A 19505-nucleotide genomic window follows, 5' to 3' on the forward strand; every position below is an offset into this window, starting at 1 on the left:
TTAACTTACTTAGGCATTCCAGCTAGTTAACTTTGTTGATGAAGCTAGCTTCACTAATTTAATCTCACCTTCGTCGTATGAAGGGGGATGTTCCCTGTATTGAGGTAAAATGTGCTTGTTGATCCTACCAATTTTATATGTTGGTGGAGCTCGGTGCTGCTCAGATGAGAGCTTTAGCAATTCGTTACCCATTATTTAGGCCGTAAGTCTAGCACTAGGTATAGCCATAAGTTTACGGCTCGACAAACCGTAAGTTATTCACTTTAATGGGGCTTGATGGATAACAATCGGGCCGATATTTTTTTAATACCGGGTGAACGAAAATAATAGTTTATTCATATATTCTCACTTCATAATAATCCACGTTTCACGGGAATCTGTTTATTTTAGGATTATCACAAACGTGAAACGTGGATAAAAGTAAGTTAGAATAGGCTATCCTTGGGAGCGATAAGCCCCAATTTTTCTAGTAACGAACGGAATCTTGCCTTAATGCGTGCCTTCATGGGGATATGCCTAATAAAGCTTTTATCTAAGCCGGATATGTTTAAATAGAAAGCGAAATCTTTTTTGAAAGGAGGCTCAAACTCAATAAACCAAGGTTTGCTTCCGCTATAATGCAAGATAACAGGGTCATTGATGGCTTGCTCTTTTTCATCCCAATAGGCTCGGCTAATCAACGGGTCCTTGAAAAAATATCCGTGTTGTACATTGTATTTCAAGGGGAGGGTTAGCTTGATCTCTTTTAATACTATATTCAATACATCTTGATCATGGTATCTAAGTCTCTCTGGGTATTTGTTGATTATCTCGAAAAAGCTTTCTGAAAGATTATTTTCTCGCCAATATCTTAGGTTGACCAACAATACCCCAGCGTTGAAATAGCCAAGAGATGGGGAATATTGGAGCCGGTTGTAAATACGTATGTCATCTATTGACATGTCGGGGATTACTCCGGCGGCATAGCTTTTTATATCCGTATCCCATAATGAGCGTAGTGAGTGGCGGACGACAACATCACAGTCGAGATAAAGGACCTTCTCAACGCTTTGGGGAAGTATATCCGTCATGATAAGTCTAAAATAGGTCGCTAACGTGATATGTCTACTTATCGGGCAGTTGGCGAAAACCTTTTTATCTACAGTATAGAACTGGATTTGCTGGCCATATTTGGCTACGACCTTTTTCAATACCTCTTGGTTTTCAGGGGATATTCCCTCTGTCAAGATATGTACCGTAATCTCCTCTTTCGGGTTATTCACACAAATAGAGGTTACTAATACACCACAGGGTATGACATAATTATTGTCTGTGCAACATACAATATCCATAGGATGTGTTTTTTATTCAAGTTAATACTGTGTTTCTACTGTCTATGTTTTTTTAGGATCAACGAGAGAATGAAATCTATCTCTTCCCATTTAAGCAAATAGGATAGAGTTAGATAATAGCAGATACCTATAATTATACCGACAATGAGTTTAAATAATAAGATAGGGATAAAACTTATGCAAATGTATATGATTAGTCCCATCGATATGGATAACAAGAGTATAGGACATAAAGCCTTAAGCTCTTTTCGCAGGTAAACATCGGGTAAAAGTCTTTTAGTGAATCTTGTCAATACATAGATGTCACATAAGGCATAAGCAGCGATACCGGCGCACATGATGGTGATCCCAAATGGAATGGTAATGACTAAGATAGTAACCGCAATGAGCTTTTTTATGATCTCGGATCGCAGGGAATAATCACTTCTCCGTTTTACGTTGAGCAGATCCCAGTTCAGGCGTGAGATCGGGTCCCACATATAAGCGATACTTAATATTTGTAAATATGGTATGGTATGTACCCACTTATCTGTCAAGATAACACGAATTAATGGATCAGCCAGTACACATAAGCCGATCATCAACGGGAATATGATGAAGGCTGTCATACGGATGAACATGAAGAACTTTCGTTGCAGTTCCTCGTTATCATGCTGTATTTGGCATTCTATCGGATAAGTGACCCGTGTGATGATGCTTGTTATATTAACGGAAACGTATTGGGCAAGAGAAGTAGCCCTGTTGAAGTTTCCCAGATCAGCGGATGAAAAATATTTACCAATTACCAATGAGTATAGATTCAGATATATCGTATGAAGCAATCCTCCGGCAAGTAATTTAGATCCGAATCCGAACAATTCCTTGAAAGACTCTTTGGAGAAACATAGGCGAGGAATCCACCGGGTACTTCCCCAAAGTAATATCAAAGCTAATAAATTCGTGAGTAAACTTTGGATGACCAGTGTCCATACACCATAACCATGATAAGCCAGCCATATACCTATTCCTCCACTTATAGCTACTGTGCTGAATGAGATGATAGCTTGCTTTTTGAAATCGAGGGAAATGGTCAGTTGTGCTCGTTGTACGGCGCAGAATGAGGTCAAGATTAAGTTTAATCCTACGAATTTTATGATGGTTTCTAGTTGAGGCTGGCTGTAGAATGAGGCTATGAATGGAGCGGTGGAGAAAAGGAGAAGGTACATGGCTATCCCGATAAATATATTGAAAAAGAAAACCGTCGAATAGTCTACATCTGTTCTTCCCTGTTTCTGGATAAGAGCGTTCGAGAAGCCACTATCAACGAACGTTTGAGCTACCGCCATGAAAATACCAAGCATGGCGACAAGCCCATAGTCGGAAGGCGACAAGATACGAGCGATGAAAAGACTTAACACGAATTGAGCTCCCTGTACCGAAATCCTTTCCATGCTACTCCAAAAAAGACCGTTTACTGTTTTGCTTGCCATGTATTATTCGGGTTGTTTTTGAGAGGTTGATTTATTAGCCAACAATTGGTGCTTTTGCTCAGACATTACAAGCCCTAACAACATCATTATAAAGAAACCCCGATGTCCGGTAAACGTGGCATCTGCGATATTCTCAATCAATAGATACCCGATGATAAGAAAAGGTATAATAAAATATTTCTCCTTTTGCGTAGAGAGAAATAGTTTGTAGGCTTTCCGTATGATATAGGCGAAAAATAGTATATATAAGAATACGCCTATTATCCCAAATTGAGCTAAACAGGGATAATAGGTGTCCGCTATATAACTATAATTGTTTTTACTGATCCCTTTTACATTCTCGATACCGTATTTTGCGTATAGAGGCGAATAATAAACGCCAGAGGAGTGGGAGGCAAAACTAGCGAAGCCCGACCCAAATGGGAAAAAGTCCTTGAAAATCTCGAAAGATGTGACGTATAGCATGGCACGGGCCATGAATTCCTCGGGAACACTGTCCAAGGATTTACCCACACCAAAGTACATGACCATTTTTTTCCAGCTAGCTAAAACCATTGCGGCAAGACTTAATACGGCTATCGCTATTGTCTTGAAATTGAGCTTCAGACGACTTATGTTCCCGAAGAATATCACGGTGACCAGAGATATGATAAAAAATCCATAGAACTTTGAACGAGCCGAGAATAATCCAATCGCTAAAATAAGGATAAAGATCATCTTATCAATTTTAGCACCTTCGCTACAATAATAATAAAGCAGGGAGGATGCGGTTATGATAGCGGCGAAATAAGCGACATGCCCAACAGTTACTCTGAAGGCGAGTGGATAGACTAGAGACGCACATCCTATAAGAAACATGAAAAAGGATATAATAAGAATGATTTTCTTTATCAAATCTTTCTGTTTCGAACTAAATACAGGACAGAGATAATAAACTGCGAAAAAAGCTAAATAGGGTTTAAATTGGATAATCATGTCTGAGATGATTCCTTTCGCAGAGTTACTATGTATATAAAACGAATAAATCGTATAAAATATGAAAACAGAGCTTACCGCTAGAAATGACTTATTTATAGCCCAATCCGGCGTCTTGAATGTTGCGAAAATAAATAAGATAAGCAAGATGCAAGCACATATCTCATCTATACTATCAAATCCGATCGTTCCATAAAGGACCAATCCAAATATGAACGTGAAAATAAATAAGTTATAAAATTGCTTGTTTATGAATTCTTGTATCATCTTTTTTATTTGCTAGGAACGACCTTTGGTTGTAACTGAAATGTTTCTTTTTCTCTTTGAGGTGCACTTGTGAGGTGCTGAGCCTCAGATTTGATCTTAAATCTGTTTTTCCTAAAGAAATAAAAGAAACTTTTCAAATGAATTAACGTTTTCTTATTAAGACGCTGACTACTTCTTTGGTGAACATGCGTCATTTTGGATAAAGGGTAATAGACTACCTTCTTATTCTTTTTCCAACAACGATAGCAAATATCCATATCTTCTACATACAAGAAGAATTTCTCGTCAAATCCTTTTAGTTCATTGTAGAATGTGTGAGAGATCAAAAACGCTGCTCCCATACACCAATCGACCTCTGTAGGAGTGTCCATAGGAAGGTTCTTCAGTAAATAGGTTTGAACATTTTTATTGCCGGACTTATCATTTCCTTTGGTAAGAGCCCGATTTAGCAAAATCTTAATTGAAGGAAATCTACGTGCAGAATATTGCAATGAGCAGTCCCGGTTTTGTAACTTGGGTGCGACAATTCCACATGAAGGATGTTTTATCGCATAGTTGTATAATTTGTCGATTGCTCCTTGCGTTAATATGATGTCTGGGTTTAATATAAGTATATAATTCCCTATAGCATGTTTTGCTCCAATATTATTATTTCGGGCAAAACCATATTTCTTTTGATTCTCAATGAGTTTTATGGTAGGATAATTGTTCCGGATATAATCGGCGGTTCCGTCAGTAGAACAATTATCAACAAAAATAACCTCGAATGAAACGGATGGACTTCCTACTGAATACAAAGACGCAAGCATCTCTTTCACGTATGAAAGGTGATTCATGCCAACTGTTATAATCGATATTTCTGGTTTCATTATCATTTTGTCCTATTATGTTTTTAATTTTATAGATGCAATTTATGTTCTATTTGTTGATGATAGATTGTATTTTTCACCTATTATAACATTATTAAGTTTGTTGGTCGGGTTATTACCTTAAACCGATTCTTCTTTAAAAAGTAAATCGTACCATCAGATGAGCAATTATCTACGATGATGACTTCGAGCGGGACTGATGGTCTTCCTGTCGTGAACAACGAATTTAGTATCTCCATGATATATTTGAAATGATTCCTTGTTATGGTTATAATAGATACATAAGGTGTCATAAACTAGTATATGCGTTTTGATAAGACAAAGACATTTTCTTCGCTGTATAATGCTTTTGGAATATGTCTTGTACTTCTCGTGCGACTTCTGTACGATCTAACAGGAGCACTTTTTCTATTTTGTCGAATAAACTATTACTGTCTTTATTGTTGAAAATATATCCTGTCGTGACGCTCATCTTCGATAGCACCTCTTGGTGTGAAGGTATATCAGAAAGTAACATAGGTAATCCTACTGTCATACTCTCCAACAGCGTGTTTGCCAATCCTTCGACATCTGAGGCTGAAATATAATAATCGGAAGCGATTAAGTAATCATAAACATTCGTTTTAAAACCGGGTAAAAGAATCCGGTCATCACCTTCTTTTTTTAAATCTTCCCATAAGGGTCCCTCACCGAGCATGATCAATCCCACTTGCTTGGCCCCTATTTGTTTAAAGGCACGTATTAATAGTTCAGGATTCTTCTCTCCTGAGAAGCGCCCGATAAAAATAAAATATCGGATATCGTCTTTTAGTCCTAAATCTTTTCTTAGCTTTTGCCGATAAATCGGATCGCAATTCCAGATGGGTAACGAAGATCCATTGGGTATGCAAGAGATGTCCCAACCTTTATTTTCTTTATAGAGTTTTCCTACACTTTCAGAGCAACCTATGGGGAGATCTACTTTTCGGGTGAAGAAATGGTTCAGTTGATTGACGATATCTCCTTTAAATTTTCCATATAATATCTGCTGCTGCAGTCCCGGATAGATATGAATCGTATAGATTCGTTTATACTTTCGAGGTAAAAAGCACATTAAATATAATGAACGCGGACAATGCGCATGAAGCATATCCGGATTGATCAATTTTACCTCTTGTTTTAGTGCCGTGAATAAAGCGAATGGATTAAGAGGCGTTTCTGGTGCCAATTGATGAATCGAAAGCGGATACTTCTGGAAATCCTTAATTCGGGTAGTTTTTTTCTCTGGTATGAAAGTAATGATAGATACCTTGAACTTGGAGAAGTCCATATATTGGATAATGTTATACATAACATTAACCGGGCCTTCGTTGCATAATGATGATACCAAGAAACAAACTTTAGTCATGCTCTCTTCCTTATTTTTCTTTACTGTCAAACTGTACCTGCAATAATAACGGACGGGTGAATCTATTATTGTTGATTTCTCCGTTTGTTTAACAATGTAAGATTTCCCTCTATTAAAGGGAAACCGAATACAAAGTTAACAGTTATTTCTTTAAAAACAGACGAACATATGATTTTTTTCAATTTGTATATTTATGATAGCGGATTTCTATGAATTATTGTACATTTGCATACGTTTTTAAGATATTTTGAGAAACAAAGGGAATTATGAAAATAGCAATAGTTGGAACAGGCTATGTAGGCTTGGTAACAGGTACGTGTTTTGCGGAAATGGGTACAGAGGTGTTTTGTGTAGATGTGGATAAAAATAAGATCGATAATCTGAAGAAAGGCATCGTTCCCATTTATGAGCCGGGTTTGGATGAATTGGTGGCTCGTAATATGCAGGCGGGGCGTTTGCATTTTACTACCGAGTTAAAAGAATGTCTGGATGAGGTGGAAGTCTTGTTTTCCGCAGTGGGGACGCCTCCAGATGAGGATGGAAGCGCGGATTTGAAATATGTGTTGGAGGTTGCTCGGACCGTGGGAAGATACATGAATAAATATATCTTGGTTGTTACTAAAAGTACGGTTCCAGTAGGTACTGCCCAGAAGGTAAAGCGAGCTATTAAGGATGAGCAAGCTAAGCGGAATGTAAATATAGAGTTCGATATTGCTTCTAACCCAGAGTTCTTGAAGGAAGGGGCTGCGGTAAAGGATTTTATGAGTCCGGACCGTGTAGTTGTAGGAGTGGAATCCGAGCGTGCCGAGAAATTGATGTCAAAGTTATATCGTCCGTTTTTACTGAATAATTTCCGGGTGATTTTTATGGATGTCCCTTCTGCTGAAATGACTAAATATGCGGCAAACGCTATGTTGGCGACTCGTATCAGTTTTATGAATGATATCGCTAATTTGTGTGAGATTGTCGGTGCTGACGTAAATATGGTGCGTAAAGGGATTGGGACGGATGCTCGTATCGGTAGTCGTTTTCTGTATGCGGGTTGTGGATACGGAGGTTCTTGTTTCCCGAAAGATGTCAAAGCGCTTGTGAAGACCGCTGCCGATAGTGGTTATCAGATGCGTATATTGGAAGCGGTAGAGGCTGTAAATGAAGAGCAGAAGTCAATATTGTTTCGTAAGTTAGTGAAGCATTTTAACGGGGATATCAAAGGTAAGCGTATCGCTTTATGGGGGTTGGCGTTTAAGCCGGAGACAGATGATATGCGAGAGGCTCCTTCATTGGTTTTGATCGAAAAGTTAAGAAACGCCGGATGTCTGGTTTCGGCTTATGATCCAGTGGCTATACCTGAGGCTCAAAGACGTTTGCCTGAAGATGTGATTTCTTATGTTAAAGATATATATGAGGCTGTGATAGATGCGGATGCACTATTGTTGGTTACTGAATGGAAAGAATTCCGTATGCCTTCTTGGTCTGTTATTAAGAAATTAATGGCTACGCCTTTAATCTTGGATGGACGTAATATCTATGATAAGGCAGAATTGGAGGAGGCCGGTTTTATTTATCATTGCATAGGTCGGTAAAGACCTTTTGGTTGGAAATAAGTTATGGGGCTGTGTTGCAATTCTTTGCTTGACACAACCCAATTGTCTATTTCATCAATTCTTTCTTTAACGAACACCCACTACACCCACAGCAAGGATCACTGGATTTCGGTTTCGTAAGCATTCGATAAACCTTATATGCGATATATCCGATAACCGAGATACCAATAACGCAAACTGCTATATCTTGCCACATACCTATAAATTTACCTCCTATATATAACTAAATAAAACATAGGAAAGTTCTTAGCTGAATAAACCCACAAAGAAATTCCCCGTTTGATAAACAATGAAAGAAACGATCCATGCTAGGACACAAGTATAAATGATAACGAATATACCCCATTTCCATGAGCCAGACTCGTTGACAATAGCCGATATAGTTGCTATGCACGGAAAATAAATCAAGACGAAAAGCATTAAGCTAATCGCTATGAGCGGTGTGAATACCAAATTACCTTCTGCGTTACGGTCTTGCTTCAAACGCTCCGACAGGGCTTGGCTGTCATCATCGGCATTCCCCGTGTATAATACGCTTAACGTGCTGACAACAACTTCTTTCGCCGCCATACCGGTAAGTAAGCTTACACTCATTTTCCAGTCGAATCCTAAGGGAGCCAAGACCGGTTGAATCGTCTGGCCGATACGCCCGATATACGAATTTTGTTGGTGGTCGATTGCCTTCAAGCGTTCTAACTCCTCTATCGTATCTGTTTTTTCTTGAGAATCCAACTCCGTATTTTCGATCTCCGCTATCTGGCGATCAAACTGATCTCCGCTCTCCGAATGTCTGGGGAAATACCCAAGGAACCAGATGATGATAGAAGCGACCAAGATGATACCTCCCATCTTGTGCAAGTATTGTTTCGCTTTCTCCCACATATGGATCATGATGGATTTGCCGGTAGGCATCCGATAGGGGGGGAGTTCCATTACGAAAGGAACATCCTCCTCGTTAAACAGGAAGCGTTTGAAAAGACGGGCCATGATAACTGCCAGCAAGATTCCGGATACATATAAAGCTAATAACACAAAGCTGGCGTTCTTCGGGAAAAACGCCCCGGTCAGCAATACATAAACCGGCAGGCGGGCGCTACAGCTCATCAACGGATTTACCAACATCGTTATCATCCGGCTATTACGGCTCTCTATCGTACGGGAGGCCATGATAGCAGGAACATTACAACCGAATCCCATCACTAAAGGGATGAACGACTTTCCATGCAGTCCCATCTTATGCATGATCTTATCCATGATAAAAGCCGCACGTGCCATATATCCGGAGTCTTCCATGAACGATATGAACATATACAGAATCAAGATATTCGGCAGGAACACGATAACACCTCCCACGCCACCGATGATACCATCCACGAGAAGATCCTTCAAAGGTCCTTCCGACATATGGCTGCGCACGAAATTACCGATCACCTCGACCAATGCCTCTATCCATTCCATCGGATAGCCTCCCAAACGGAAAGTGGCCTCGAACATGATCCACATGAATAGGATAAAGATAGGGAAGCCTAAGACTTTATGCGTGACGAATAGATCGATGATCTGCGTACTCGTTGCCTCTTTGATCGTATTTTGTTCGTAAGTCTCACGCAACGCTCCGGAAATAAAGCCATAGCGTGCGTTCGTGAATGCGGTCTCACAATCCTCTTGCAATAACTTTTCTATTAGGGCTGTATTACGGTCTCTTTCTTGGAAGATCGTTTCGGCACCGGGCAGCGTTTTTATAAATGTCTCTATCTCCCGATCTCCCTCTAATAGCTTGATAGATAGATACCGCTTTGACAAGCTTTTGGGTATATCCACGCTATTTTTCAAGGTCTTCCTAACGTTGCTGATCCCTTTCTCTAAAGACTCTCCGTAATTAATATGGATATGACGGATGACAGGATCTTCTTCTTCGTATACCTTGATTACACGGTTAAACAAATCCTCTATGCCAAATCCTGTTTTACTTACGGTCGGGATAATCGGTGCCCCGATCATTTTCGCTAAGGACTCATGATCGAATTTATTACCATGGCGTTCCAGCTCATCATACATGTTTAAGGCGATTACCATGCGAACGTCCATATCGATCAGTTGGGCGGTCAAATATAGGTTTCGCTCCAGATTGGATGCGTCGATAACATTGATCACCACGTCCGGTTGCTCTTCATTCAAATGCTTACGCACGTATAATTCTTCCGGCGTGTAAGCGGATAGGGAGTAAGTACCCGGTAAATCTACGATGCGGAATGTATAGCCATTCTGTTGGAAGGTTCCTTCCTTGGCATCTACGGTCACGCCGCTATAGTTACCCACATGCTCATGTGCTCCGGATGCGAAATTGAAAAGAGAGGTCTTTCCGCAGTTCGGATTACCAACCAAGGCAACGTTAATTGTTTTTCCTTTATGTAATGCGATGGCTTGCAATTCATTGCCGGAAGGCAGGATAAAAGAGTCTGCACTCCTGTTCGTATCTTGTACCGAGGTAGCTTGTTCCTTCTCGAAATCCGCCGCGCTAACGACTTCGATCAATGCGGCGTCCGAGCGTCGCAATGAGACATCATATCCCATCACACGATAGTGAATAGGGTCTTTGAGCGGAGCGTTTTGTATAACGATCACTTCTTTCCCTCTGATAAATCCCATCTCGATAATGCGTTTGCGGAAAGCTCCGCGACCCATTACCTTTACTATAACACCTTTATCGCCTGTGCGAAGTTCTGATAATCTCATGTCCTATTAAATGTTACGCGAAGGTAGCTTGAAAACTTCGTACCACCAATACCAACTAATAGGTATTTTTTTATTTCCATGGGTTGTTTTTCGAGTATTTTATGTATGTTTGTGCCACAAATTTCAACTTTAGACAAATGAAACTACGAATTACTTTGTTCGCCACCTTATTGGTTCTTCTGTCTGCTTGTTTTACAGGCTGTAAAAAAGAATTGAAGGATTTCTCTTTTAGTTATAGTATGGAAAGTGTAGATAACTACAAACTAATGGTTCTGTTTGATAGTGACAAGACATTCCGTATCGAGGAGTATAATTATTATATGGATAATTTCGCCAAGAAACGAGATCCTAAAATTATGGAGGGGACATTGACTGACGAGGAGTTCGCTTCTTTAAAACCGATTCTGCAAAAATGTAATTTCTTTAAGATGAAAGACTCTTATGGCTTTGAGGAGGAGACGAACCGGGATTTAGGGGATATCATGTATCAGGTTTCATTTACCACGGAAGGTAAGGAGAAATTTATCTCTATCCGTAATAGCGATACCGGACAATTTTCCGCTTCTTTCGTGAAGTTGATCGGTTTTATCAATACATTCTTGAATAATCATAAGAATGACTAAACGCTTTTAGCCGGAGATGGAGAATAAACGAAACCGGGTTCTATTGTGCTTAGGCTCTAATTGGGATAAAGAGAAAAATATGGAGCGCGCGGCGGAGATGCTGCGTGCTCATTTTGTTTTTATACAGTTTTCTCAGCCAGTTTATACGGAACCGATCGATTGTCCATTATCAACTACATTTTTGAATCGAGTGGCTGTTTTGTATAGCGAGGAGAGTCCGGCGCGAATAAAGGATGTCTTGAAAGATATAGAATGCTGCATCGGCCGTAAGCCGGAAGATAAATCTTGTGGGCATGTGCCGATAGATATTGATTTATTGCAGTGGAACGACCAAATCTTGAAAGCTGAGGACTTGACCCGTGAATATGTTCTAGATGGCATCTGCTCGCTCCTTGCCGCAGGAGAGAATGATGAATGGTGCCAATAGAAAACCAAAGGAGCCGCTGTTGCGGATCAATGCGTTGATACCTTTGCATATCAAGGAAAGAACTGGGTTGTTTCGGTCTGCGTTATAAAATCCTTTCTCTACTTTAAGCTTGAACTGGTAGGGTGCCAATAAGTCTTCATAAGTCTGTATGGGAAGGATTCGTTCGGCCCAATTACCTGTAGCCGGGTCGCAAGTATTGTATGGGTCTTCCGGGCTTGGTAAACTCTTTTTCTCGATCGCTTTTTGGATATCGGGATAGGTCAAGCCTCTAGTCTTCCGGGCCCATGTCTCTACTTCTTTTGGGGAGAAAGCCGGGCAAAGTTTCGTTATGAATTGCTCTCGTAATGTATAATAGTTGGGGGATTCCAAAGATCCACTTTCGCATCCGACCATCATCTTATGTAACCGTTGTTGGACATACGGGTTGAATGGTGTAGAGGCTGTCGTGAATAGTAGATACATGGAATCGTTTATATGGATTAAATCCTTGAAGAACAAAGATAAATCATAGACATGCTCTATCAGGTCCGTAGCGATTAAAAGTTGGGGGTAGACTTTGTTCCTTGCGCACCAGTCCGCAAGAACATCTGAATCTCCATGGAGTATGATATCGGGGCCTATTCCTATTATTTGTTTCAATAGCTGGATCGTCTCCACGGAAGATGGGTTAAGATCAATATAAATAACTTGTCCTATTCCTATGGATTTCGCCAGAATACTAAGGAAGCCGGTTCCTCCTCCATAATCGATTAGCGTGACATCGGAGATAGGGGTTTGTATCGCTTGAAGTCCTCTTTGTAGGCAATCTGCGTATATATGCATGAAATAGCTTAACGCCGGCTTTAAGTTGCCGATGTATCGCTTATTATAATCGCTGATCGGTAATTTATTATAGTCGATCGCTTTCAAACGTTCGGTTAATGTATGTAATAAATCACTTCTATTCTCTTTCATCATATATCATCTTGTATAAACGTATCCCCTGATCTTCATTAGAAAAAGCAGGGAACAATAATTGTTTTCGTTTATCTATCACCTCTTTATCTATAGGTAGGGCCATTAATTGTTCGCAAGCCCGTATCATCTCATCCGGCGTATCGGCGATATGGCATAAAGGATCTAATCCGCTACCCGCTAGCATGAGATGATTGACAATCGTATGCCTTCCGGCGAATAAGCTGTTCAAAAGCTTTAGTTTTAGGCCGGTATCTTGAAATGTGATTAGCATATGAATTTGTGCGTTGTGGATCAATGCGTCCATACGTTCCTTACTGGGATTTGCTTCTACTTTTATATGTGGGTAAGGAGCGGCTGCCTCTCGTATCAAACGGGTCGGGTTCATGCCCGCTATTATGCAGGTATGTTTTAATTGGCTGAAAACATGCTTGGTGAGAAATAACACGGCTCGTTCATTCTCGATAACGGATAACTTGCCATGATATAAAATATAATCGGATTTTCCCGGTTCGGCCGTAATCCGGTTATTCTCGTGGAAACAAGGAACGAACTCGATCCTTTGATTGGGAAATTGTTTTCGTAAATAGTCTGCGTCTGTCGTGGATACGGCGATTATCAGATTTGCGTACCGTGCTACTTTCTGATAGGCTTGGAAGCGCATGGCCTCGATCTTGAAAAAGGCATTGCGAACCAATCCTTTGCCAGACTTTGCCAAGTGGCGATAATAATCGTGCTCGATATTGCACTCCCGGAATATCTTCATCCGGTTTCTTAAACGGGGATCGTCCATATAATAGCAGGAGTGGAGGCCCTCAAATAAGATCGGGTAATCATTTTGTAAAAGATTCTCGATCAAGCGATGATCTTTACGGCTATATACATTGTAAGGGAGCCATGTTAAATTAGCGATTACCCCGGTACGGCGTTTATAATAGAAAACCTTGTCGCAAATGCTTTCTAATTCCGGTGCATGCGGACGTTCATATTCGAAACAATGTAATATGAGTTTCACGCCGCAAGCACGCAAGGCTTCCAGTTTATAATACACATCAATAACCCCTCCGTAATTGGCGGGATAAGGTATATTGAACGATACTATGTTGAGGTATTTATCCATCTGCTTAAATTTCCTCAAATATACGCACAAATTGGCTAGCTTGTTCTTTCCGGGAATAATTCGATAGCTTATCCCGATTGACGGGCGAGGTCGTATATCCTTTTTCCTGCCATTCCTCATAGTAATGTTTCAAGAAATCGTACACCTCGTCTACCCGGGTTGCGGCCAGTCCGGAATGGGTCTCCTTGATGGCTTCGGCGAGGTAGGCCTCGTCACTTTGTACGCATAAGATGGGTTTTTCTACCGCAAGCGATTCAAAGAACTTAGTTGTCATGAAGCCTTTTGGACCAGACGTGTCAAACTTATTCGTCAAGGAAAGCAGCACCGAGCTTTTGTTCAAGATGAGGGGAATATCGGATGCCGGTACATACTCATGGTAATCCATGAAAGATTGCACCCCATGTCGTTCGGCCTCTTGGCGGATGATGGAGCGGGACTCTTGATCGGTATACCATACAACTCGAAAAGTTTCGGGGATAATGACCTTGTCCTCCGTAAGACGGGCGATGGCTGCAAATAATAACTCCGGATTTCGGATCGCTAAACTTAACAACCGTCCGGTATAGGTAATGATAAACCGGGAGGTCTTGATTTGTTGCGGATAGAACAACTCAGGATCGAATCCATTATAAATCAGTCTTACGTTGGGATTATATTGTTTGAGTACCTCCACATGCCAAGGCGATACGGTCGTGACACAATCCGCTACCTCCAAAGCGTTATTTCGCTTTCTAAGTAACCGTTTGCGAAATCGCTTTGTGATGAATGCGTCTAACCATGAAAATGTATGGAATTTATGCGATATATATTCGTTGGAGGCGTATTGCTCGATAATATCTCGTAAATCCACGACGAAAGGGAGGTTGGTATGGATCGCTAACGTCTTGGCGGCGGTTAAAGGAAAGGTGCGGTATGTGCTACACAATATCCCCTTGTATTGGTTGGTCTTTATTAAGGGGATGCATGCGTTGATTATTCTCATGTCTTTATAACCAAACAAGATGTCTAGAAACATGACCCACATCCATTCGATATGCTTTGAGATCTTTCCTGATGCTTTGTAGTAGCGGACGCAATACACGTCCGCATACCCCGTAAGGAATTCGAATGTATTGTCTTCTATGTATTCTGTCACTACGGTAACTTCCCATCCCATGCGTGTCAAATATTTGCATAGATATCCCATTCTGGGGGCGAAAGCGGGTGGGAACATATCACATATGATAAGAAGTTTATTCATGGATTCAATCAGTGTTATAAGAATAGACGAACGACTTCAAACGCTTCCGCATAGGTACATCCCGCTTGGACACCCCGTGCTCTCGCTAATGAATAGATAAAGTCCTTGGATAGATAATCTCTCGCTCCTTGCGATTTATAGGCTTTCAATGATTCTACCTTTGCGTCGATATGGCGCTCTTCCAGCCTTACAAAACATTGTGTATTGAATGTCAGGTTGTTCCAGATTAACTCATAACCTAATATATTCGTGTTTTTGAACGCCCGTAGACCCTCTTGGGCGATCGTCGTATGATCTTGGTGGATGTCGTGCAAGCTAGGGATGAAGACTAGGTCAAAATCGGATACTTTTTTCAGGCGTATTAACTCCTCTAATATCTCTTGTCTTGCGTATCCCAGTTTTCTTACTTCGTAATTGTATATGATTAGGTTTTCCGGTTCTATACCTAAGGTCTGGGTCGCTTGCTTGACCTCTGTCTTCAAGATATCTTTCGGAAAACCCTCGGGAACCGATTGCTGTGCGGTGGAGAAAGCCACATAGGTCACTTTTTTACCATCTTCTATCAGGCGTGAGATAGTTCCCCCCAACCCAAGTTCCCCATCATCCGTATGAGGGGCGAGGACTAAAATATTTTTACAATTAGTAATCATTCTTTCTGATTTATTTGAATACAGGGATTTTATTGTTTTCACTGCTTCGCTAATTCTTTTAATAGCTGGGCGTATAATTTACGTAAATAACTTCCGGACCCTTCTTGTACGGAGTCATTATGCCATAGTAAAACCAATTCACCTCCTACATTATTTACTTGTTCCACTAAATTCCGGCAATAGGTTAAAGCCCTGTCAAAATCCAGTCCCATATATTTCTCCTCCTCTAGGGTACAATCCATTATAATAAGCGGATGTAGTCGGAGAGGAGATAGCCGGCGGGTGATCGGATTGATCCAACGAACCGGGTAGCAAGTCCCTAACCGGAATCCGGAGACATCGGCGTACCCCATGGTGAAATCGTCCGTAACCCCAGCAGCCTCTATTTGGTCCATATCTTCCGGTTCCCGGATTGCCAAGAAATGATGACGGTTGAACCGAACATTTTTACCGATATGATCTTCCAGACCGGTTTTCTCTTTCCGGATAAGGCTGGGAGTCGTACCCGCTTGGTAGCTACTATGCAAACCAATAGTTACATTATGCTCTAAAGCACTTTTTATCAATTTACGAATATCTTTATTCCTCAAATCGTAATGAGGTTTGTCGTGCTTGGCTTTCCCCCCGTTCCGGATAAATAGGATAGGGTGACATTGTTCCTTCCCTATCAAGTCCTGAAGGATACTATTCTGGCGGAAAAACCAAGGGAAGGTATAAAACGGGTCTTTCTCAAGGGAACCGAATTTACCTTGAAAGGATTTATATAAACCTCTTCTATCTCTAATAGACCGTATCAAACCTTTCCACGAACGATATAGAGTCGGAGAATCTACGTCGTGCGTGAGGTAGATCTTCCGGATTTGCTTTTTTACCTCGGGTACACGTAACCGGGATTGGCGCAGCCAACGATGAAGCAGCATGCGATATTCATCCACGATCGGACGATGCAGGAAACCGGCCCGGTAGGGCAAGGACTCTTTACCGGGAAATCTTCCATGCTCATCCCGAAGTCCACGCCGTACCATCTCCTCGTATCTGGAAATGAGAAAATAAGTACTTGCGATGATATCGGCATGAACCACCCATGTATCTCTTATCCATTCCTCTTTCGGCGAGCCGAATAACAAGGGGATACCTTGAACCTCTCGCAAGGGGAGTTCTGGTAAGGAAGCGGGAGTCCCGTATGTTTGTCCATCAAAGAAGCCGGATGGAATGATAACGACGTTATATCGGTCGAATTTATTGGGATCAGCCGTGTACCCGATCGTTTCCACCAGTTCGCTAGGGACATCATCTCCTACAAGAAAGCGTATTATATAATGTAAAGTGCGATTTTTCATACCCATTTGCTTAGTTTAATGCGTGCTCTGTCTAATAAACTCAATTTCCCCCTAGATATTGTGAAAAATGGGGTTTGGATAGCTCCGAACTCGCGGAAGAAACGTTCTACTCCGGGTAGCATAGACCCTTCGAAATCAAAGACCGTCGTAAATTGAGAAACGAAATGAAGACATTCCCACAGGACGTAGCTTTGCGCTCCGGAACCTCTATAGGCCGGATTTCCTCCTCCTGCGAGATAGTAAGCCGATCGATCTTGCCATACGATGAAAGCGGCCGCATGTAAATGGCCTTGCTCGTCATAACCTCCCCATAAATCACCTTGTCCTCTTTGCCGGCAAGTGGCGATCAAGTCTTTCAGTACATTCGTGTCTTCCTTGATTCGTACATGCTGGCGATCAAATGTTTGGGCTTGTACAGCTAGGAACTCATTCAAAGGAATCCCTTTTTTTACGGATATATGGTATTTATTCTGCGCTTTCGCAATATTTCGCCGGATATTGGGGCTCATATTCTCCCATACCGCTTGATGATCCCGGATATTTTTTAATAAATAGGTATAACGTGTCGTTTGGTTATATCCCGCCCAATAAAACGGAAGCCAATCCGTAATGTCATAATTGAAATTTTGCAGGAAGTGCGGATAGCGTTTTAGTTCTTCCGTGAATTGTTTGCATAGTTCTTGACGTCGTCCTAACTCGGTCGTATATTTCGTGTCGGAGGAACTTGCGGCGAACCAAGGGCCCATCGTTTGGGTGTAAGAAGGCATTGAGACAATATCGGAATGGGGGACGTAAAGGGGGAGGGTTGCCTGTATCCTTCCCTTTTGTTCTATAAGCAAGACATCCCATTTTTTTTCTCCGCAAACCGTATCCAACCACCAGTCATGTGAGAAGATCGGTATATTTTTTTCAGTATTGCAAAGTAAACGATATTTGTCTTTATTACTCATTACAATTTTGTATAGGGGCGGGGTTTGCCCGCCCCCGCAAATTACTTGTTGGCTTTTAATGCGTCAAATATTAATTCGGATAATTCGTCTGCCAATTCGGGATTGTCCTCGACACATTGTTTTGCCGCATCACGACCCTGTCCCAATTTGGTATCATTGTAGCTGTACCATGAACCGCTCTTCTTGATGATATTCAGTTCAGAACCAAGATCGATGATCTCTCCGGAACGGGAGATACCTTGACCGAACATGATATCGAACTCTGCCTTGCGGAATGGAGGAGCCACCTTGTTTTTTATAACTTTCACACGCACTTGGTTTCCCTTGATCTCGTCACCATCTTTCAGCTTTCCAATACTACGGATATCCAAACGGACAGAAGCATAGAATTTCAATGCGTTACCACCTGTCGTCGTTTCAGGGTTTCCGAACATTACACCGATCTTATCACGCAATTGGTTGATGAAGATACAGGTCGTATTCGTCTTATTGATCGCGGCCGTCAACTTACGAAGGGCTTGCGACATTAGACGAGCTTGCAGACCCATCTTGCTGTCTCCCATATCGCCCTCAATCTCGGCTTTAGGAGTCAATGCGGCTACGGAGTCGATAACAATGATATCTACGGCGGATGAACGGATCAATTGCTCGGCTATTTCCAAGGCCTGCTCACCGTTATCCGGCTGGGAGATCCATAGGTTCTCTACATCAACGCCTAGCTTCTCGGCATAGAAACGGTCAAAAGCATGCTCCGCATCGATAAATGCGGCGATACCTCCTTTTTTCTGCGCCTCGGCGATCGCATGGATCGCTATCGTTGTCTTACCGGAAGATTCCGGACCATAGATCTCGACGATACGTCCTTTCGGATATCCACCTACGCCCAGCGCTGCGTTTAAAGCGATAGAGCCTGTCGGTATCACCTCGATATCCTCGATGCTTTCATCGCCCAGTTTCATGATCGAACCTTTTCCGTAGTTCTTCTCGATTTTATCCATTGCCGCACGTAAAGCTTTTAGCTTATCCGTGTTAGCGGCTGGTTTACCACCTTCTTCTTTCGCTTTTTCTTCGAACAAATTTTCTTCTTTTGCCATATGTGTCCCTTATAAATTAAGGATTTGATTTGCATGGTCTTTTGTCTTCACCTCTTTCGGCCCGATGATATTGGTAACAATACCTTCCTCGTTAATGATAAAGGTGGTCCGGAGAGTCCCCATGTATGAACGTCCGTACATTTTTTTCTCAGCCCACACACCAAACTGTTCTTGTAAGGCCGTGTCTGTGTCCGCTATTAAACGGAAAGGTAAGTTTTGCTTTTGTATAAAGCCTTGATGCGATTTGGCGCTATCTTTACTTACTCCGATGATCTCGAAGCCTTTCGCTTGTAAGGCTTGATAGCCGTCACGTAAGCTGCATGCTTCCGCCGTGCAACCGCTCGTATTATCTTTCGGATAAAAATAGAGCGCTACTTTTTTCCCTTTATAGTCACTCATCTTTACCTCTTTACCGTCTTGATCGGTTCCCAAAAACTCGGGAACCTTATCGCCTATTTGTATTGCCATA

The 19505-nt window shown here is 41.6% G+C and carries 19 protein-coding genes; 3 read left to right on the forward strand and 16 right to left on the reverse strand.

The window, feature by feature from the left end:
- Positions 1-425 precede the first annotated feature (425 nt).
- The 6 genes from DW033_RS19300 to DW033_RS19325 form a co-directional block, all read right to left on the reverse strand.
- Positions 426-1331 carry a glycosyltransferase family 8 protein gene (locus tag DW033_RS19300; protein ID WP_122383037.1) on the reverse strand — a complete coding sequence of 302 codons (906 nt, stop codon included), beginning with the start codon at positions 1329-1331 and terminating at the stop codon, positions 426-428.
- A 35-nt stretch (positions 1332-1366) separates the two neighbouring features.
- A complete protein-coding gene (locus DW033_RS19305; protein WP_121961292.1) occupies positions 1367-2800 on the reverse strand; it encodes a lipopolysaccharide biosynthesis protein in 1434 nt (477 codons plus the stop codon).
- Positions 2801-2803: 3 nt separating this feature from the next.
- Entirely contained in the window at positions 2804-3658 is an 855-nt protein-coding gene (locus tag DW033_RS19310) for an O-antigen ligase (RefSeq protein WP_224202488.1), read from the reverse strand.
- A 389-nt stretch (positions 3659-4047) separates the two neighbouring features.
- A complete protein-coding gene (locus tag DW033_RS19315) occupies positions 4048-4911 on the reverse strand; it encodes a glycosyltransferase family 2 protein (protein ID WP_008778269.1) in 864 nt (287 codons plus the stop codon).
- 83 nt (positions 4912-4994) lie between these two features.
- Complete coding sequence (locus DW033_RS19320) at positions 4995-5204, reverse strand: glycosyltransferase family 2 protein (RefSeq protein WP_005856144.1); 210 nt, start codon at positions 5202-5204, stop codon at positions 4995-4997.
- On the reverse strand, positions 5201-6298 hold the full coding sequence (locus DW033_RS19325; RefSeq protein ID WP_005856146.1) for a glycosyltransferase: 1098 nt from the start codon (positions 6296-6298) through the stop codon (positions 5201-5203). The genes DW033_RS19320 and DW033_RS19325 overlap by 4 nt, the downstream gene beginning before the upstream one ends.
- A 266-nt stretch (positions 6299-6564) precedes the next feature.
- On the opposite strand from DW033_RS19325, the gene DW033_RS19330 reads away from it, so the two are divergent.
- A complete protein-coding gene (locus DW033_RS19330) occupies positions 6565-7881 on the forward strand; it encodes a UDP-glucose/GDP-mannose dehydrogenase family protein (protein ID WP_057327173.1) in 1317 nt (438 codons plus the stop codon).
- Positions 7882-7948: 67 nt separating this feature from the next.
- Here DW033_RS19330 and DW033_RS25230 read toward each other — a convergent pair whose 3' ends face one another.
- Both DW033_RS25230 and feoB read right to left on the reverse strand, forming a co-directional pair.
- On the reverse strand, positions 7949-8098 hold the full coding sequence (locus DW033_RS25230) for a FeoB-associated Cys-rich membrane protein (RefSeq protein WP_085931208.1): 150 nt from the start codon (positions 8096-8098) through the stop codon (positions 7949-7951).
- A gap of 50 nt (positions 8099-8148) precedes the next feature.
- Positions 8149-10638 (reverse strand): ferrous iron transport protein B, encoded by a 2490-nt coding sequence (gene feoB / locus DW033_RS19340; RefSeq protein ID WP_087343854.1) that lies wholly within the window; start codon positions 10636-10638, stop codon positions 8149-8151.
- Between the two features lie 137 nt (positions 10639-10775).
- On the opposite strand from feoB, the gene DW033_RS19345 reads away from it, so the two are divergent.
- Both DW033_RS19345 and DW033_RS19350 read left to right on the forward strand, forming a co-directional pair.
- A complete protein-coding gene (locus DW033_RS19345; RefSeq protein ID WP_008771835.1) occupies positions 10776-11261 on the forward strand; it encodes a hypothetical protein in 486 nt (161 codons plus the stop codon).
- Between the two features lie 16 nt (positions 11262-11277).
- Positions 11278-11688 carry a 2-amino-4-hydroxy-6-hydroxymethyldihydropteridine diphosphokinase gene (locus DW033_RS19350; RefSeq protein ID WP_121961291.1) on the forward strand — a complete coding sequence of 137 codons (411 nt, stop codon included), beginning with the start codon at positions 11278-11280 and terminating at the stop codon, positions 11686-11688.
- On the opposite strand, the gene DW033_RS19355 is transcribed toward DW033_RS19350, so the two are convergent.
- The 8 genes from DW033_RS19355 to bcp are packed head-to-tail and all read right to left on the reverse strand — an operon-like array spanning position 11632 to position 19504.
- The gene (locus tag DW033_RS19355; RefSeq protein ID WP_121961290.1) at positions 11632-12645 is read right to left on the reverse strand and encodes a class I SAM-dependent methyltransferase; all 1014 of its coding nucleotides are present in this window, start codon (positions 12643-12645) and stop codon (positions 11632-11634) included. The genes DW033_RS19350 and DW033_RS19355 overlap by 57 nt on opposite strands.
- A complete protein-coding gene (locus tag DW033_RS19360; protein ID WP_005868137.1) occupies positions 12629-13762 on the reverse strand; it encodes a hypothetical protein in 1134 nt (377 codons plus the stop codon). The genes DW033_RS19355 and DW033_RS19360 overlap by 17 nt, the downstream gene beginning before the upstream one ends.
- A gap of 4 nt (positions 13763-13766) precedes the next feature.
- Positions 13767-15002 (reverse strand): glycosyltransferase, encoded by a 1236-nt coding sequence (locus tag DW033_RS19365; RefSeq protein ID WP_121961289.1) that lies wholly within the window; start codon positions 15000-15002, stop codon positions 13767-13769.
- Positions 15003-15016: 14 nt separating this feature from the next.
- The gene (locus DW033_RS19370; protein ID WP_005868139.1) at positions 15017-15652 is read right to left on the reverse strand and encodes a PIG-L deacetylase family protein; all 636 of its coding nucleotides are present in this window, start codon (positions 15650-15652) and stop codon (positions 15017-15019) included.
- A 38-nt stretch (positions 15653-15690) separates the two neighbouring features.
- The gene (locus DW033_RS19375) at positions 15691-16998 is read right to left on the reverse strand and encodes a polysaccharide deacetylase family protein (protein WP_172618154.1); all 1308 of its coding nucleotides are present in this window, start codon (positions 16996-16998) and stop codon (positions 15691-15693) included.
- Complete coding sequence (locus DW033_RS19380) at positions 16989-17942, reverse strand: GNAT family N-acetyltransferase (RefSeq protein ID WP_005868142.1); 954 nt, start codon at positions 17940-17942, stop codon at positions 16989-16991. Before DW033_RS19380 ends, DW033_RS19375 begins: the two co-directional genes overlap by 10 nt.
- Positions 17943-17983: 41 nt before the next feature.
- Positions 17984-19036, reverse strand: a complete 1053-nt coding sequence (recA, locus tag DW033_RS19385; RefSeq protein ID WP_087343863.1) for a recombinase RecA — start codon at positions 19034-19036, stop codon at positions 17984-17986.
- 9 nt (positions 19037-19045) lie between these two features.
- On the reverse strand, positions 19046-19504 hold the full coding sequence (gene bcp, locus DW033_RS19390; RefSeq protein WP_009017848.1) for a thioredoxin-dependent thiol peroxidase: 459 nt from the start codon (positions 19502-19504) through the stop codon (positions 19046-19048).
- Position 19505 lies beyond the last annotated feature (1 nt).

It is taken from the genome of Parabacteroides sp. AF39-10AC, from assembly GCF_003635405.1.
Lineage (GTDB): Bacteria > Bacteroidota > Bacteroidia > Bacteroidales > Tannerellaceae > Parabacteroides > Parabacteroides distasonis.

Excerpts from the sequence above, each read along its gene's own strand:
- bcp (WP_009017848.1), bottom strand. The coding sequence starts at position 19,504 with ATGGCAATACAAATAGGCGATAAGGTTCCCGAGTTTTTGGGAACCGAT.
- feoB (WP_087343854.1), bottom strand. The coding sequence starts at position 10,638 with ATGAGATTATCAGAACTTCGCACAGGCGATAAAGGTGTTATAGTAAAG.
- DW033_RS19365 (WP_121961289.1), bottom strand. The coding sequence starts at position 15,002 with ATGAATAAACTTCTTATCATATGTGATATGTTCCCACCCGCTTTCGCC.
- DW033_RS25230 (WP_085931208.1), bottom strand. The coding sequence starts at position 8,098 with ATGTGGCAAGATATAGCAGTTTGCGTTATTGGTATCTCGGTTATCGGA.
- DW033_RS19370 (WP_005868139.1), bottom strand. The coding sequence starts at position 15,652 with ATGATTACTAATTGTAAAAATATTTTAGTCCTCGCCCCTCATACGGAT.
- DW033_RS19330 (WP_057327173.1), top strand. The coding sequence starts at position 6,565 with ATGAAAATAGCAATAGTTGGAACAGGCTATGTAGGCTTGGTAACAGGT.
- DW033_RS19310 (WP_224202488.1), bottom strand. The coding sequence starts at position 3,658 with ATGTTTCTTATAGGATGTGCGTCTCTAGTCTATCCACTCGCCTTCAGA.
- DW033_RS19345 (WP_008771835.1), top strand. The coding sequence starts at position 10,776 with ATGAAACTACGAATTACTTTGTTCGCCACCTTATTGGTTCTTCTGTCT.
- DW033_RS19380 (WP_005868142.1), bottom strand. The coding sequence starts at position 17,942 with ATGAGTAATAAAGACAAATATCGTTTACTTTGCAATACTGAAAAAAAT.
- DW033_RS19350 (WP_121961291.1), top strand. The coding sequence starts at position 11,278 with ATGGAGAATAAACGAAACCGGGTTCTATTGTGCTTAGGCTCTAATTGG.
- DW033_RS19315 (WP_008778269.1), bottom strand. The coding sequence starts at position 4,911 with ATGAAACCAGAAATATCGATTATAACAGTTGGCATGAATCACCTTTCA.
- recA (WP_087343863.1), bottom strand. The coding sequence starts at position 19,036 with ATGGCAAAAGAAGAAAATTTGTTCGAAGAAAAAGCGAAAGAAGAAGGT.
- DW033_RS19305 (WP_121961292.1), bottom strand. The coding sequence starts at position 2,800 with ATGGCAAGCAAAACAGTAAACGGTCTTTTTTGGAGTAGCATGGAAAGG.
- DW033_RS19300 (WP_122383037.1), bottom strand. The coding sequence starts at position 1,331 with ATGGATATTGTATGTTGCACAGACAATAATTATGTCATACCCTGTGGT.
- DW033_RS19375 (WP_172618154.1), bottom strand. The coding sequence starts at position 16,998 with ATGGGTATGAAAAATCGCACTTTACATTATATAATACGCTTTCTTGTA.
- DW033_RS19360 (WP_005868137.1), bottom strand. The coding sequence starts at position 13,762 with ATGGATAAATACCTCAACATAGTATCGTTCAATATACCTTATCCCGCC.
- DW033_RS19355 (WP_121961290.1), bottom strand. The coding sequence starts at position 12,645 with ATGATGAAAGAGAATAGAAGTGATTTATTACATACATTAACCGAACGT.
- DW033_RS19320 (WP_005856144.1), bottom strand. The coding sequence starts at position 5,204 with ATGACACCTTATGTATCTATTATAACCATAACAAGGAATCATTTCAAA.
- DW033_RS19325 (WP_005856146.1), bottom strand. The coding sequence starts at position 6,298 with ATGACTAAAGTTTGTTTCTTGGTATCATCATTATGCAACGAAGGCCCG.